Source organism: Nocardia ninae NBRC 108245 (genome assembly GCF_007990755.1).
GTDB classification, from domain to species: Bacteria; Actinomycetota; Actinomycetes; order Mycobacteriales; family Mycobacteriaceae; genus Nocardia; species Nocardia ninae.
In genome coordinates, this window is sequence record NZ_BJXA01000038.1 from 45,580 (window position 1) to 61,101 (window position 15,522).

Annotated in this window: 14 protein-coding genes; 4 read left to right on the forward strand and 10 right to left on the reverse strand. The window is 68.7% G+C overall.

Annotated elements, in window-relative coordinates; translation table 11 throughout:
• The first annotated feature begins 15 nt into the window (after positions 1-15).
• From NN4_RS25050 to NN4_RS25060, 3 genes are all read left to right on the forward strand, one after another.
• The gene (locus NN4_RS25050) at positions 16-2,148 is read left to right on the forward strand and encodes an ABC transporter ATP-binding protein (protein ID WP_147136085.1); all 2,133 of its coding nucleotides are present in this window, start codon (positions 16-18) and stop codon (positions 2,146-2,148) included.
• Between the two features lie 141 nt (positions 2,149-2,289).
• Complete coding sequence (locus NN4_RS25055) at positions 2,290-3,027, forward strand: CbiQ family ECF transporter T component (protein WP_147136087.1); 738 nt, start codon at positions 2,290-2,292, stop codon at positions 3,025-3,027.
• Between the two features lie 439 nt (positions 3,028-3,466).
• Complete coding sequence (locus NN4_RS25060; protein ID WP_147136090.1) at positions 3,467-4,114, forward strand: DUF8020 domain-containing protein; 648 nt, start codon at positions 3,467-3,469, stop codon at positions 4,112-4,114.
• A gap of 98 nt (positions 4,115-4,212) precedes the next feature.
• Here NN4_RS25060 and NN4_RS25065 read toward each other — a convergent pair whose 3' ends face one another.
• The 6 genes from NN4_RS25065 to NN4_RS25090 all read right to left on the reverse strand — a co-directional run bounded on the left by NN4_RS25065 (position 4,213) and on the right by NN4_RS25090 (position 10,716).
• Positions 4,213-5,397, reverse strand: a complete 1,185-nt coding sequence (locus NN4_RS25065) for a lipase family protein (protein ID WP_186818624.1) — start codon at positions 5,395-5,397, stop codon at positions 4,213-4,215.
• A 480-nt stretch (positions 5,398-5,877) separates the two neighbouring features.
• A complete protein-coding gene (locus NN4_RS25070) occupies positions 5,878-6,057 on the reverse strand; it encodes an antitoxin (protein WP_107654067.1) in 180 nt (59 codons plus the stop codon).
• Between the two features lie 81 nt (positions 6,058-6,138).
• Positions 6,139-8,472 carry an ATP-dependent DNA ligase gene (locus NN4_RS25075; protein ID WP_147136096.1) on the reverse strand — a complete coding sequence of 778 codons (2,334 nt, stop codon included), beginning with the start codon at positions 8,470-8,472 and terminating at the stop codon, positions 6,139-6,141.
• Positions 8,473-8,523: 51 nt separating this feature from the next.
• The gene (locus tag NN4_RS25080) at positions 8,524-8,808 is read right to left on the reverse strand and encodes an antitoxin (protein ID WP_147136100.1); all 285 of its coding nucleotides are present in this window, start codon (positions 8,806-8,808) and stop codon (positions 8,524-8,526) included.
• Positions 8,809-8,845: 37 nt separating this feature from the next.
• Positions 8,846-9,988, reverse strand: a complete 1,143-nt coding sequence (locus tag NN4_RS25085) for an MBL fold metallo-hydrolase (protein WP_147136103.1) — start codon at positions 9,986-9,988, stop codon at positions 8,846-8,848.
• Positions 9,988-10,716: an enoyl-CoA hydratase gene (locus NN4_RS25090; RefSeq protein WP_147136106.1), complete on the reverse strand. Its 729-nt coding sequence runs from the start codon at positions 10,714-10,716 to the stop codon at positions 9,988-9,990. The genes NN4_RS25085 and NN4_RS25090 overlap by 1 nt, the downstream gene beginning before the upstream one ends.
• A gap of 90 nt (positions 10,717-10,806) precedes the next feature.
• Here NN4_RS25090 and NN4_RS25095 point away from each other — a divergent pair, with 90 nt between their 5' ends.
• Positions 10,807-11,910 carry an NAD(P)-binding domain-containing protein gene (locus tag NN4_RS25095; RefSeq protein WP_147136110.1) on the forward strand — a complete coding sequence of 368 codons (1,104 nt, stop codon included), beginning with the start codon at positions 10,807-10,809 and terminating at the stop codon, positions 11,908-11,910.
• Positions 11,911-11,913: 3 nt separating this feature from the next.
• On the opposite strand, the gene NN4_RS25100 is transcribed toward NN4_RS25095, so the two are convergent.
• The 4 genes from NN4_RS25100 to NN4_RS25115 all read right to left on the reverse strand — a co-directional run bounded on the left by NN4_RS25100 (position 11,914) and on the right by NN4_RS25115 (position 15,515).
• Positions 11,914-12,771 (reverse strand): aldo/keto reductase, encoded by an 858-nt coding sequence (locus tag NN4_RS25100; RefSeq protein ID WP_147136113.1) that lies wholly within the window; start codon positions 12,769-12,771, stop codon positions 11,914-11,916.
• A gap of 137 nt (positions 12,772-12,908) precedes the next feature.
• Positions 12,909-14,435 carry an acetyl-coenzyme A carboxylase carboxyl transferase subunits beta/alpha gene (locus NN4_RS25105; protein WP_147136116.1) on the reverse strand — a complete coding sequence of 509 codons (1,527 nt, stop codon included), beginning with the start codon at positions 14,433-14,435 and terminating at the stop codon, positions 12,909-12,911.
• Between the two features lie 122 nt (positions 14,436-14,557).
• A complete protein-coding gene (locus NN4_RS25110) occupies positions 14,558-15,160 on the reverse strand; it encodes a GTP-binding protein (RefSeq protein ID WP_014981574.1) in 603 nt (200 codons plus the stop codon).
• Positions 15,141-15,515, reverse strand: a complete 375-nt coding sequence (locus NN4_RS25115) for a DUF742 domain-containing protein (RefSeq protein ID WP_040731099.1) — start codon at positions 15,513-15,515, stop codon at positions 15,141-15,143. The genes NN4_RS25110 and NN4_RS25115 overlap by 20 nt, the downstream gene beginning before the upstream one ends.
• Positions 15,516-15,522 lie beyond the last annotated feature (7 nt).

A 15,522-nucleotide genomic window follows, 5' to 3' on the forward strand; every position in this document is an offset into this window, starting at 1 on the left:
TGGCAGACTTGTGCCGTGACTGGACGCCCGATAGCTGACGGCACGGCCGAACACGGGCCGCTGCGACCGATCGAGCTGGCGTTCGGCGCCGTGCTGGGCGGTGCCACCGTCGGATTGGTCACCGTCGGCTCGGTGATCCCGTTGGCGGCCGCGCTGAACCTGGTCGCCGCGGTGCCGATGGGGTTGCTCGCGCAGCGTTACCGGCTGCGCGCGCTGGTCACCGCCGCCGTCGCGGCTACCGTGGTCGCCTTCGTCGCCACCGGCCTGCTGGCCACCACCGGGCTGATGGCGACGGCCACCATCGCGGGCATCATCGGCACGGCGAAACGGCGTGGCGGCGGAATCGCCGCGGTGCTCGGGCTCTCTACCCTCGCCGGTCTGGTCTGGGCCGGCTTCGCGGTCGGCATGCTGCAACTGCTCTCCGCCACCAGGAACCTGCTGTTCGACACCGTCCGCAACACCTCGCGCGGCATCCAGGAACTCGCGGACCGCCAGGAACAACTGGCGCCGCTCGGGCGCGTGGCCGTCGACGTCACCGATTCCGTGCTGCGCTGGTGGTGGATCTGGGTCGGCGGCGGCGTGGTCACGGGCATGGTGACGACCGCGCTCTTCTCCTGGTTCGTGCTCGGTTCGGTGCTGGATCGGCTGGCCTGGTTGCCCGGTCACGACCGGCTCGACGCGCCGCCGGACGATCGCGCGATCGCACCGCTGCCGGTCACCCTGCGCGGTGCGGGATTCCGCTATCCGGGCGCGGTGCGCGACGCGCTGCGCGATATCGACCTCACCGTGGACGTCGGCGAGTTCGTCGCGGTCGTCGGGCACAACGGCTCCGGCAAGTCGACGCTCACCCGGCTGCTCGCCGGGCTACCGCCCACCACCGGAACCGTGCAGCGACCCGGTTCCGCTGGACTCGGGCACCTCGGCGGCACCGCGCTGGTGTTGCAACGGCCGGAGAGCCAGACCCTCGGCGTGCTCGTCGCCGACGACGTGGTGTGGGGACTGCCCACGGAACTCGCCGCGGACGTCGACGTCACCGGACTGCTGCGCGAGGTCGGCCTGGACGGCATGGGTGACAAGGAAACCGCCACCCTCTCGGGCGGGCAGCAGCAGCGGCTCGCGGTCGCCGCGGCCCTCGCCCGGAAACCCGCGCTGCTCATCGCCGACGAGGCCACCTCGATGATCGACCCGCAGGGGCGCCGCGAACTCGTCGAACTGCTTGCGGCACTGCCGAAACGCCACGGGATGGCGGTGGTGCTGGTCACCCACCACGAGGCCGACGCGGCCGCCGCGGACCGGGTGGTGCACCTGGCGCAGGGCCGCGCGGTCGAGCGATTGGCCGCCTGGCCGCGCCCGGTCCGGGACGTGCGGCGCAGGCCGATGGGTGAGCCGCTGCTCGAACTGCGCGACGTCCGATACACCTACAACCGCGGCACACCGTGGGAAGCGGCGGCCCTGCACTCGGTCGACCTTTCGGTGCGCCGCGGTGAGGCGCTGCTCATCGTCGGCGGCAACGGCTCGGGCAAGTCGACGCTGGCCTGGATCATCGCCGGACTGGTCGAACCGACCTCGGGCCGTTGCGAACTCGACGGCAAGGCGGTCACCCAGCAGATCGGCCGGGTCGGGTTGGCGTTCCAGCATTCCCGGTTGCAACTACAGAAGCAGACGGTCGGCACCGAGATCGCGGACTGGGGCGGGCGGGCCACCGGGTCCGGGGCCGTCGGCCGGGCGCTGGACGCGGTGGGACTGGATCGGTCGCTGGCCGCGCGGTCGATCGAGGAACTCAGTGGCGGACAGGCGAAACGAGTGGTGCTCGCCGCGATCGTGGCCAGCCATCCACAAGTGGTCGTGCTCGACGAGCCGCTGGCCGGGCTCGACCCCGAAGGACGGGCGGACATCGTGGAACTGCTTGCGCGGCTGCGGGATTCCGGTTTGACGTTGATCGTCATCTCGCACGATGTGGAGGACATGTCCACGGTGTGCGATCGGACGGTGCACCTGCGGTCCGGGCGGATACTGGCGGACGATGCGGTGCCCGACACTGCGCCCGCGACCGATAACCCTGCGCCCGAGCGTGATTCCCGCACTGCAGCGCCGCCGCCCCGGTCGGGCGAGCCCGCATGGCGGATCGAGCACGGAGGCCAATCATGAGTGAGCGAGTCATGTCACAGCGTGCAACGCACATGCCGGAACCGGGCGTCAGCGAGGTGCAGGCATGAGTGAGCGAAGCGAGCGAAGCGTGTTACAGCGTGCAACGCACATGCCGGAACCGAGCGCCAGCGAGGTGCAGGCATGAGTGTTGTTCTGTTCCGCCGGGTTCCGGTGCAGAGCCCGGTGCACGACCTGTGGGCCGGCACCAAGATGATCGGCGCGTTCCTGATCAGTCTGCTCATGTTCCTGCCGACCTGGCCGGTGCTCGGCGTGATGGTCGCGTTTCTGGTGTTCATCGGTGTGCTGGCGCGAATTCCGCTCGGCACGCTGCCGCGCCTGCCCTGGTGGTTCTGGGGGTTGCTCGGGATCGGCGGGCTGGTCAACGCCGCGGTGGACGGCCAAGCGGTGCTGCGCTACGCGCAGACGGTGGTGCTCGGCCTGCTGCTGGTCGCCACGTCGTTCCTGGTCGCTTGGACGACGCCGATGAGCGATATCGCCCCCGCGCTGGCGAAACTCGGTGCGCCACTGCGCAAACTCAAGCTGCCCGTGGATGAATGGGCCGTGGTCGTCGCACTCACCCTGCGTGGATTGCCGCTGCTGATGGAGGAGATCCGGGTGCTGCGCGCCGCCCGCAAACTCCGCCCCAAGAACACCCTGGTCGCCCTCGCCACGGAGAACCCGCTGATCGACATCCTCACCGCCGCCATGGCCGTATCCACCCGGCGCGCAGGCGAACTCGGTGAGGCGATCACCGCGCGCGGTGGCACCGGCGAACTCGCGGCCTACCCCAGCTCCCCCGGTCGCCGCGACGCCGTCGCATTGATCGTCGTCGTCGCAGTGTGCGCGGGCGCCTTCGCGCTCGGTATCGCGCTCCTGTAGCCGGAGGCCGACGCTTCCAGGACCGGGCCGAGGCACGGTGCGGCCCTGACAGTCGTGGCGTTGCCGGATGGATTCTTAACCGAATCTGAATGGTTGCTGCTCCGGTTTGCGGCGCTGCTTTGGGTGTTCGATGACGGGTGCCGACCCTGTGCGGGTCGAGCGGAACGAGACAACGAGAGGCGCACGGCTCATCGTGCGCGTCGATCATGGTCCTGCACAGAAGAACATGAATAGCCAACGGCTATAATCTGTTTCACGGTATTTAAAAGGATTGTTGCCCCCTATTTCATGGGCTGTAGCACCGTCGAGGCAGTAGAGTTATCTGCGGAGTAGCTGTCCGCTAAATCACGTGGCCGCGCACCGCAGTGGGGGAAAGGAAATCGGACGTGCGCGCCGTTTCTCCGATGCTTGAAAACCTGATGAAGAATGGAACACCCGAATGATTTTCCGCAAGATCACTGCGGCCGCAGTGCCTCTCGTCGCCGCGGTCGCGGTCGGCGCGGGCACCGCCCATGCGCAGCCCACCGCCGCGCCGACGCCTGAGATCGGTTACTCGGCACAGCTGGTGGGCAACACCATCATCACCACGCTCACCGGCGGATCGTTCGAGCTGGCGGGCAATGTCGTCGACATCAAGGACGAGGCCGGGAACACCGTGGTAACCATGCCGCTGGCGTTCCGGCAGGACGGTCTGGAATTCCCGCTCCCGCACGCGGTGCGCGACGCGGGCCGCGTGCTGGAACTGACCGTGGTCAAGGACCTCACCCAGGCGCGCCCGGCGGCGACCCCGATCGCCTCGCCGTTCGAGAACCAGCGCGCCCAGGACGCCTTCCTGACCCAGTTCGGCATCGCCACCGCGGTCGGCGGTTTCATCGGCACCGTGATCGGCGCGGTGGTCGGGCTGACCGGCATCATCGGCGGGCCGACGGTGATCGCCAGCGTGCTGGCGGGCGCGGCCGTCGGCGGGGTCATCGGCACGATCGTGGCGGGCGGTCCCACACTGATCGTCGCGGGGATCGACCTGATCAACACCCTCGCCGCGCCGCCGGGGACCACGAAGTGGATGGACGACCCCCGGTCGCGGTAGGAACCGTATCGACCGAACGCGGCCCGCACCGAATCCTCGACGATTCGGTGCGGGCCGCGTCATTGTCTGCGCGACAAGGGTTGTGACCGGTCTGTGCGCTACCTCGCGCGGCAGCCGGGCGCGACCGGCGCACCCGCCACCCGGTCCGCGAGATAGGACATCGCGCCGAGCGCCTCGCCGACCGCGGCCGGGTTGTGGCCGGGCAACGCGGAATGCACGGAGGTGACCGTCGCGCCCTGGGCGCAGTAGCGGCCGAGGATGTCGGTGAAGCCTGCCACGGGGACCACATCGTCAGTGGTGCTGTGGTACAGGTACATCGGGACGGTGGGCGCGGGGTTGCCGAGTTCGTGCGGGTCGGTCGCCGCGCGGAAAGCGGGGTGCGCCAGCAGGTTCGGCACCGCGGCGTAGTCGTCGACGCGCGCGTTCATGTACTTCGCCACCAGGTCGGGGCCGCACGCGGCACCGTCGGCGGCGATCATCGCGCGGCCTCGGTCGTTGAGCAGCTCCATCAGGCCCGCGTTCGGATTGTCCCGGACCGCCGCGATCACGATGAGCATGGCCAGACCCGCCTGCATGGTGCCGTCCACGTGCTGGGCGATGGCGGGCCAATTCGACGGGACGCCACCCGCGGCGATACCGGCGAATCGCACGTCCGGCGCATAGCTCGGCTGCATCTGGGCGGCCCACAAGGTCGCGAACGCGCCGCCCGAATAGCCCCACGCGGTAACGGGAGTCGCCGGTCCGAGCCCCGCGGTGGGCAGGGCGCGGGCGGCCCGAATACCGTCCAGCACACCGCGCCCGGAGTTGACGCCGTCGAGGAACCGGGACTGCGGGCCCTGGTAGTCGCTGGTCACCACGGCCCAACCGCGGCTAAGTGCGGTTGCCATGAACGGGGTGTCGATCAACGCCTGCGCACCGCCGGGGTCGCCGCCGCCGCGCAGCGCGTAGGAGGGCGCGCATCGGGTGCCGAGGCTGTCTTCGGCGATCTGATAGGACAGCAGCGGGCGGGGACCGGGGCCGAGCCACGGCAGCATCGGCACCATGACGGTGGCCACGTCGGCCACCGGATTGCCGCCCGCGTCGGTGCTCCGGTATTTCACCTGCCACGTCGAGATCGGTAACGGCAGACCGAACAACGCACTCTGGCGCGACTCCACGATCGCGCCCGCGGGGTAGGCGGCAAGGTCGGCGGGCGCAGCGTAGAACGGGTCCGCGTCGGGCGGCGGCACCTGTGCTCGCGCGCTGCCCGGCGCCATGATCAAGGTCGAAGCCAGCGCCAGCACCGACAGAATGACTGCCGATGAGCCGACCCGAGCCACTCTCCTGCCGAGGCCCCGACCCGGTGGCCCGAAGGCCGTTGGGCTGAGGAGTGAAGTCCCCCTACCGATTCCATGCGGAGTCGCCATGGCAGGCAACCTACCTTGCGCGTGGCCGAACCGTTCGGCACTCGCGCGACGTTTCCCCGACACCCCTAACTTGTTGCCGGAACGAAATACTCGGCCGACCAGTATCGATAGCGCGGGCACACCGGCTCCGGCCGGTTCGTGGCTGCTGCGCATGGGGACCTCCCCTGTCCGGTGCGGCCACGACGCCGTGCGCCGGATACGGGTCCGCGCCGACGCACTCGGGCCTCGAGGCCATTCACGGTACTGACCGTTCCGGACCCCCGGCAACGGTCAACCCATGGTCAGACCCACCGCCGCGAATGTCCGGCGCGGCCCGGTCCTGCGTGTCGAAAGTGCCTCAGGCGCAGGCGAGCCGGGTCACTTCTGCTCGCGCAGGGCCTTCTTGGCGGCTTCCTGGGCGGAGTCGACCTGGCCCGCGTACTTGCCGCCGGTCTTCTGGTCGACCAGGTCGCCGGCCTTGTCGATGACGGTCTCCACCTTGTCCGCGTGCTGCTGGGCCAGGTCGACAGCCTTGTTCGCCAGGTTCTTGAAGTCCACTACGCACTCCTCGTTCGAGATGGGTCCACCAGCGGATCACTGTAATGGGCGCGGCCGAACGGGAGTACGCGCCGGTACACCTCAGTCCGTGGCGCCCAGCCACGCCGGATGCCACAGGCGGCCGGTCTCGGTCCAGTTCATGAAGCGCACCGTGCCATGGATTTTCGGGGTCACCCAGACCGCTTCCTTGCGCTCCTCGGCGGTCAGGTCGTTGTCGAACGGGCTGGTCTTCCGCTCCGACGGGCTCAGGCGTTTGGCCAGCTCCCGCATGTCGGTGTCGTTGAATCCGGTGCCGACCCGGCCGACGTAGATCAGCCTGCCCTCGTACGGGATGCCGACGAGCAGCGACTTGAAGTCCCGCGCATCGCTGCGCCGCCAGCCGCCGATGACCACCTCCTGGGTGCGCCAATTGCGCTGCTTCACCCAGGAGTGGCCGCGCTTGCCGGGCAGGTACACCGAATCCTTACGCTTGGCGACCACGCCCTCCATGCCCTGGTCCTGGCTGTAGCGCACCGCGTCGGCCCCGGAGCCGTCCAGTCGCGGCGGCACCAGCAGCGAGGGCGCGGTACCGGCGAGCGCCTCCAGCACCCGGCGCCGATCCGAATACCGTTTGCGGACAAGCGAAGTGCCGTCCAGATACAGCACGTCGAAGCCGACGAACACGGCCCGCGCCGCATCCGCTTGGAGCAGACCGAGATTCGCCACCCCGTGGTCGTCGAAGACCACCGCCTCGCCGTCCAGGACCACACTGTGCCCGGACAGCTCGTCGCCGAGCACCGCCATCCCCGGGTAGCGGTTGTTCACCACGATGCCGTGCCGACTGCGCAACGTGACTGTGCCGGAATCGATTTCAGCGATCAGCCGGAAGCCGTCCCACTTGGTCTCGAAGCACCACTCGTCGGCGATGAGATCGGCGACGTCACCGGGGGTCGCGAGCATCGGCGCCAGCCCCCTGGGGAAGGGCGACGGCCCGCTCGACACCCGGATGATGCGGCCTGCCGGCTTGGCGGGCTCTTCGCCGAGGCCGCTCGCGGCCCTGTCGCTCGGATCAGCACCATCGGGATGCTGCTCGCGCATCAGATGCATCAGCCACTGGTTGCCGTTGGTCTGGATCAGCGCGTAGCGCCCGTTGAGCCGCTCACCGTGGAATCGGACGATCACCTCGTCGTCGCGCCACTTCTCGGTGTCGTAGGTGCCGGAATCCCAGATCGTCATCTCGCCTGCGCCGTACTGCCCCTTCGGGATGGCGCCGTGGAAGTCCAGGTACTCCAGCGGATGGTCCTCGGTGTGCACGGCAAGCCGGTTCTGATCCGAGGTGGTCGGCGGGCCCTTCGGCACCGCCCAGGACACCAGCACGCCGCCGCGTTCGAGCCGCACATCCCAATGCAGCCGCCGCGCATGATGTTCCTGCACGACGTAGCGATTGTTCTCGCCCGGTTCCGGCCGCTCGGCGGGCACCGGCTCGGGTGTCCGCGCCGGGTCGCGCATCGACCGGTACTTGGCCAGCGCGTCGGCACCGGACTCCGGCGACGCGGTATTGCCCTGCGGCAGTGGCGGATCGAGCTCGGCAAGCAGGTCACCATCGGCCTGCCAGCGGGCGAGGACCTCGTCGAAGCGCAAGTGCCGCAGCTTCTTCCGGTTCTCGATCTCCTTCCAGGTGCGCGGGGCCGCCGCGGTGGGCTCCGCGCGACCGCGCATGGAGTAGGGCGCGATCGTGGTCTTGGCGGCGTTGTTCTGGCTCCAGTCGAGGAAGATCTTGCCGCCGCGGGCCGCCTTCGCCATCGTCGCGGTGACCAGATCCGGGTGCAGCCGTTCGAGATTCGTGGCCACCTGTTTGGCCACCGTGGACGCGCCGCTCGAACTCACCTCGCGATCCAGTGGGACGTAGATGTGAATTCCCTTGCTACCACTGGTGACCGGGAACGCGCGCAGGCCGATGTCCTCGATCATGTCGCGCACCGCGAGCGCCACCCGAGCGCAATCCGCCAGCTGCATGTCGGGACCCGGATCGAGATCGAAGACGATGCGGGTGGCCGGCCCGACCGAGTCGCCGTCGAAACGCCATTGCTGCACATGCAATTCCAGCGCCGCCTGCTGCCCGAGCCAGGCCAGCCCCGCTTCGGAGTCGATCAGCGGATAGGTGACCTTGCGGTCGGAATGCTGGATGGTGTGCCGTTCGATCCACGACGGGGCGTGCGCGGGGAGGTTCTTCTCGAAGAAGGAAGGCTCATCGACCCCGTTGGGCCAGCGCTTCCTGGTGACCGGGCGACCGGCGATATGCGGCAGCATCGCGGGCGCGATCGCCGAATAGTAGGCGATGACTTCGCCTTTGGTGGTGCCGGTGGCCGGATACAGCACTTTGTCGAGGTTGCTGAGTTCAACCTCGATATTCCCGAACCGCCGGCGGGACGCCATGACAACGATTTTAGAGGCGGGGACCGACAAAAAGCGGGCCCCCGCCGCTCGTCAGACCTGTGTGCCCGGCTGATCCGGGGTGCCGGGCTGATCCGGGGTGGTGCCCGGCGCGCCCGCACCGCCCGGCTGACCCGGCGCACCCGGCTGATCCTCCGGCGGAACCACCTTCTTGGCGGCCTCCTTGCCCTTCGCGATCTTGTCCGAGTACTTGCCCTGGGTCTTCTGGTCGATGAAGTCGCCGCCCTTGTCGATGGCGTCGTTGATCTTGTCCGCGTTCTTGGCCGCCGCGTCCTTGCCCTTGCCGACGAGGCCCTTCAAAGTATCTGCGAAGCTCATAGCTTTCCGATCCTTCCTCTAGCCCACTAGCAGGATGTCAACCCACATCTTCCCACCATGAATCCCGCAGTGGTACACCACCGGGGTCGACCCGCTGGCCGGGCATCGGAATCGCGATCGCCGTGCCGGCCGCCTCGGCCGCCGTCACCATCCGCCGCACCGGCTCGGACCACCCGTGGAAGGCCAGATTGAAGGTGGCCCAGTGGATCGGCACCAGCAGGCCATGTCCTGCGTCGCCCGCGCACAGGTCGGCGTGTGCGCGCACCGCCTCCTCCGGATTCATGTGTACGTCGCGCCACCGCTCGTCGTAGGCGCCGATCGGCAGCAGCGTCAGATCGAACGGGCCAAGGGCCGCACCGGCTTCCGCGAACGCTTTGGTGTAGCCGGTGTCGCCGCCGAAGTACGCCCGCTTGGTCGGCCCGACGATCGACCAGGACGCCCACAGGGTGGTGTTGCGGATCAGTCCGCGACCGGAGAAGTGCCGCGCCTCGGTACAGGTGAGCACCAGATCGGAGCCCTCGTGGGCCCGGCCCAGCGCGGACAGCGAAACCGAACCGCCCCAATCCAATTCGATGATCCGGTGCTCCGGCACACCCCAGTGCCGCAGGTGTGCGCCGATGCCGATCGGCACCAGGAACGGCGCGGTCTGGCGCAGCACGAGCTCGCGGACGGTGTCCTTGTCCAGATGGTCGTAGTGGTCGTGCGAGATGAGCACCGCGTCGACCGCGGGCAGCTCCGCCAGCGGCGTCGGCACCGGATGCATCCGGGTCGGCCCGACCAGCGCGGACGGCGAAACCCGTTCGCTCCACACCGGATCGGTGAGCACCCGGTAGCCGTCGATCTCGATGAGCGCGGTGGCGTGGCCGTACCAGGTGACGGCCAGGTCGGCGGCCGACTCCGGCAGCTGCGGCGTCTGCAGCGGGATCACCCCCGTCGGACGGCCCACATTGCGCTTGGTGAACGCCGAAACCAGCAGCGACGGCGCCGATCCCGCGGCCAGCTGACTGCTCGGCTCGGTGTTGTGGAACTGGCGGTCGCGGTAGGTGGTCGCGCCCGCCGCGTACGGCTGGATGGCCGAGATCGAGGCACCCATCGCGGACGGGATGCCCCACGCCGCCCGGACCACCCAGGTGAGGCCGAGCGCGCCCGCCGCGGCACCGGCGATGCTTCGAATGTTCATCATCGCCCCACGAATTTCGCGGCGCGCTTCTCTTGTCTGGCCAGCCTGCCCTCCTGCGCGTCGGCGCTGGACCACGCCGCCTCGAGCGCGTCGCGCTGCTGCGCGGTCTCCGGCTCGCGGGTGCCGTCGTCGTTGAGCACCAGCTTCATGTGCCGCAGCGACAGCGGGGCGAGCTCGGCGATCTGCTTGGCCCAGGCCTGTGCGTCGGCCAGCGTGCCGAGCCGGTTGGCGAAGCCGAAGGTGTAGGCGTCGGCCGCCGTCACCTGCTCCGCGCCGATCAGGATGGTCCTGGCCGGGCCGCCGCCGATCAGCGAGACCAGCCTGCGCATCGTCCACCGGTCGACCGAGATGCCGAGCTTGGCAGCGGGAATCGCGATGTAGGCGTCCGGCCCGATCACCCGCAGATCCGAGGCGATGGCCAGCTGCACGCCCGCGCCGAGCGCACCGCCGTTGATCGCCGAGATCACCGGCACCGGCACCGACTCGACGGTGTGCAGCATCTCCATCAGGCCGGCCAGGAACTCCTCGGAGTAGACCCCGGACAGATCCGCGCCCGCACAGAAGATGGGGCCGCGGCCGGTTACCACGATCACCCGTGCGCCGTCCGCGACGGCGGCGATGACGGCTTCGCGCAGCAGCGTGATGAGCTCGAGGTTGAGCGCGTTGCGCCGCTCCTCCCGCTGAAGTTCGATGGTCACTACGTCACCGTCTCGGCTAACTCCGAGCATGCGACCTCCCCAACTGAGCGCTCCGTCTGGTTACATTCACTTTGCCACAGCCGACGGCGCGGACCGCTCAAGCGGATACGATCTCCGGCTGTGCCGACAGACTTCGAAATCCTGGTGATCGGCGCTGGTCAGGCCGGACTGTCGGCCGGTTATCACCTCCAGCGCCTCGGGCTGCGCCCCGAACAGGACTTTCTCATCGTGGACCATGCACCCGGCCCCGGCGGGGCCTGGCAGTTCCGCTGGCCCTCGCTCACCCTGACCACGGTCAATCGGGTGCACGACCTCCCGGGCATGTCGTTCGCGGAAACATTGCCGCCGGGCTCGGAATCGGCGCCTGCGGCCACCGCGGTGCCGCACTACTACGAGCTCTACGAGAAGCGCTTCGAGCTGCGGGTGCGCAGACAGGTGTCGGTCACCGTGGTCTGCGACCGGACCGAGGACGGTAGCCCCGCCGAACACGGGCCGATCCTCAACGCCGAGACCGATTCGGCGGGCACGATCCGGGTGCGCGGCCTGATCAACGGCACCGGCACCTGGGAACACCCCTTCATCCCCCGCTATCGCGGCGCGGAGACCTTCGCCGGACGGCAGCTGCACACCCACGACTACCGCACCGCCGCGGAGTTCGCGGGCAAGCATGTGGTGGTGGTCGGCGGCGGTGTCTCGGCGGTGCAGTTGCTCGACGAGATCTCCCAGGTCACCTCGACCACCTGGGTGACGAGAACCGAACCGATCTTCCGCGACGACTCCTTCGGACCCGAGGACGGACGCGCGGCGGTGGCCCAGGTGGAAGACCGGGTGCGCCGGGGTTTGCCGCCCGGGTCGGTGGTCTCGGTGACCGGATTGCGGCTCGACGATCGCCTGCGAGCCGCCAGGGAACGCGGCGCGCTGCGCCGGCTGCCGATGTTCGACCACATCGAACCGGACGGGGTGCGCTGGGCCGACGGCTCGTTCCAGCCCGCGCAGGTGATCCTGTGGGCCACCGGATTCCGCAGCGCACTGGATCATTTGGCGCCGCTGCGACTACGCGGGCCCGGCGGCGGCATCACCATGACCGGGCGACTCGCCACCCAAGTGGCGGCGGATCCGCGGATCCACCTGATCGGTTACGGACCGTCCGCGAGCACGATCGGCGCGAATCGCGCTGGGCGCGCGGCGGCCACGGAGCTCACCCGATATCTGAACGCGCAGTAACCCTCAGTCGTCCAGGCCCGCGGCGAACGTCTCCGGGTCGCCGCCGGTGCGGGAGCCGGTGTCCAGCGCGTTGATCGCGTCCATCTGATCGCGGGACAGTTCGAAGCTGAACACGTCGAAGTTCTCCGCGATCCGGGACGGGGTGACCGACTTCGGGATGACGATATTGCCGAGCTGCAGGTGCCAGCGGATGATCACCTGGGCCGGCGTGCGGCCGACAGCGGCGGCGACCGAGGTGATGGTCTGATCGTCGAGCAGGGTGCCCTGGCCGAGCGGGCTCCACGCCTCGGTGGCGATCGCATGACCGGCGTGGAACTCGCGTAGCTCGCGCTGCGCGAGCCGCGGATGTAGCTCGATCTGGTTCACCGCGGGAATCTCACCGGTCTCGCCGATGACCCTTTCCAGGTGCGCGGGGTTGAAGTTGGAGACGCCGATCGACTTGACCCGGCCCTGGGACTTGAGCGCCTGCAACGCGCGGAAGGTGTCCACGTAGCGGTCGGCCTTGGGCACCGGCCAGTGGATCAGGTACAGGTCGAGGTAGTCCAGGCCCAGCCGCTGCATGCTGGCGTCGAACGCGCGCAGCGTGGAGTCGAAGCCCTGCTCGGAGTTCCAGACCTTGGTGGTGACGTAGATTTCGTCGCGCGGCAGCCCGAAATCGCGGATCGCGCGACCGGTCCCCTCTTCGTTGCCGTAGACCGCCGCGGTGTCGATACTGCGGTAGCCGACCTCCAGCGCGGTGGTGACAACCGAGGTCACATCCTCCTCGGGCACCTGGAACACACCGAAGCCGAGTTGCGGGATCACGTTCCCGTCGTTGAGGACGATCGAGGGGACGGCGGAGGTCTCGCTTCTGAAGGTCACCCTGCGACGGTAGAAGTGTGGCGGCGAGCCGTCAACGCTGCCCCGTGGCGTGTTGGCCCCCGGTTTACCGCTCGACCTGCGCTTTCTTGCCGTCCGACAGTGATGGTGATGACTCGATGGCCGCTGCCGGCGCGGATCTAGCCGTCCGCCTGGTGGTCGACTGTGCCCGGCAGGCCGAGCCTGCGGTAACGCTGCTTGCGGAGCGCGCGAAGTTCGGCGGCGGGTTTGTTGCGCAGCCGGGCGAGCTCGCCGGCGACGGCGGCGACCATGCGGCGGGCGAAGTCGACCGATTCGTCGGCGGCGTCGGGAAATTCGGGGACGATGCGGTCGACGACACCGTCGGCCAGTAGCTCGGCGGCGCGGATGCGTTGGGACTGCGCGAGTTCAGCGGCGTGCTCGGTGTCGCGGTAGACGATGGCGCTCGCGCCTTCTGGCGGCAGCGGGGCCAGCCAGGCGTGGGTGGCGGCCAGGACGCGGTCGGCGGGCAATAGGGCCAGCGCGCCGCCGCCGGTACCCTGACCGAGCAGCACCGAGATGGTCGGCGTGTTCAATGTCACCAAATCCGCGATGCAGCGGGCGATTTCGGGGGCCAATCCGCGTTCCTCGGCCTCCTTCGACAGCGCGGCACCCACCGTGTCGATGACCAGAACCAGCGGTAGCCGCAACTCCTCAGCAAGCGCCATGCTGCGGCGTGCCTCGCGCAGCGCGGCGGGTCCCATGGGGTATCCGTCCTGCTGCCCGGATCGGTCATGGCCGAACACCACGCACGGCTGGCCGCGGAAGCGCGCCAGCGCGTGCACCACGGTTCGGTCGGACTCACCTTGCCCGGTTCCGCTGAGCGGAACCCGTTGCGTCACATGACGTAGCAAGTCACGAATGCCGGGCCGATCCGGACGTCGGGAGATCTCCACGGATTCCCACGCCGAGACCGGCTCGGCGGCCGTGCGTCGCTCATCGATCGGATCTTGTTCACCCACAGTGGAATCCGGCACCGGAACGCCGCTGAAGACGCTGAGCGCTCGGTGTGCGATGCGGCGAAAGAGGGGGACCGTGACGGCACCGTCGATAACACCGCGGCGGTACAGGTTTTCGGCGGTCTGCACGCCCTCGGGAAAGGGCTCGCCGTACAGGGCCTGGTAGACGCGCGGGCCGAGGAAGCCGATCAATGCGCCGGGTTCGGCAAAAGTCATGTGCCCCAACGAACCCCACGACGCGAAGACGCCGCCCATGGTCGGGTTGCGCAGGTAGACCAGATAGGGATGGCCCGCGCTCTTGTGCGCGGCGACGGCACCGGCGATCTTCACCATCTGCACGAAGGCGACGGTGCCCTCCTGCATCCGGGTGCCGCCGGAGGTCGGCGAAGCGACCAGGGGCAGCCCGAGGTCGGTGGCGCGCTCGACCGCCGAGACGATCCGTTCCGCCGCGGCGACGCCGATCGAGCCCGCCAAAAAGCCGAACTCGCAGGCGATTACGGCCACTCTGCGGCCGCGCAGCAGTCCCTCGCCGGTGAGCACCGATTCATCGGTGCCCGCCGCGACCGCCGCCGTGCGTAACGTCTCGCGGTACCGCGGGGTCGCGGCCACCGTGATCGGTGACCGGTCCCAGCTGACATACGAGTCGGTGTCGAGCAGTTGTCCGAGCAGCTCGCGCGCCGAAATCTTCACCGAGGGAGCTTATCCACTCGGCAACCGGCGGGCGGGACGCTGACCATTTCGAGCGACCTGCAAGCAGTCGCTACGGAGGCCATTCCGAGCGACCTACCAGCAGTCGCGCGGTGCGCGAACGGTCAGTAGCCCTGCATCACCTTGCGCAGGGCGTACTCGGTGAGCGCGACCAATGCCTGCTTGGCCGGCTCGCGACGCCGAGCGTCGATGGACAGGATCGGCACGTCCGCGGGCACCGCGAGCGCCTGCCGGATGTCCTCGATCGGATACCGCGGCGCGTCGTCGAATTCGTTGAGCGCCACCAGGAATGGTAGGCCGCGCGCTTCGAAGTAGTCGACAGCCGCGAAGCTGTCCTCCAGTCTGCGGGTGTCGACGAGCACCACGGCGCCGATGGCGCCGCGGATCAGGTCGTCCCACATGAACCAGAATCGGTACTGGCCCGGCGTACCGAAGAGGTACAGCACCAGATCGTCGGCGAGGCTGATCCGGCCGAAGTCCATCGCCACCGTGGTGGTCGACTTCATCGGAATGCCGGTCAAGTTGTCGATTCCGGTACTGGCATTGGTCACCAATGCCTCGGTGCGCAGCGGAACGATCTCCGAGACAGCACCGACCATCGTGGTCTTTCCGACACCGAAGCCACCCGCGACGACGATCTTCGCCGACGTCGGCTTGCTGGTGCGGGTGTCGACCTGCGCCGTCGAATCAAATACGCCGGAGTCCACTGAGAACCCTTTCGATCAGCTCGCGACGTTCATCGTCGCTGGAATCGTCTTTCAAAGTCGCCGAAACGCGTACATGCCCGGCCTCGATCAGGTCGGCTACCAGCACGCGTGCCACCCCGATGGGGATACCAAGTCGGGCTGCTACCTCGGCAACGGACGGCGATTCTCTGCACAACTCCACGATTGACGTCTCGATGTTGGTCAGTTCGAACTGCCGCTCCAGGGCGACCGGATGCGATGCGACGAGAGCCTCCAACGCCAACTCGACCGCGGGCCTCGTTCGGCCTGCGGTCAACGAGTATGGGCGGACGAGACTGGGCTCGGCGCTCCCCAAGCGGTGATCTTCTATGTCCATCCCACCA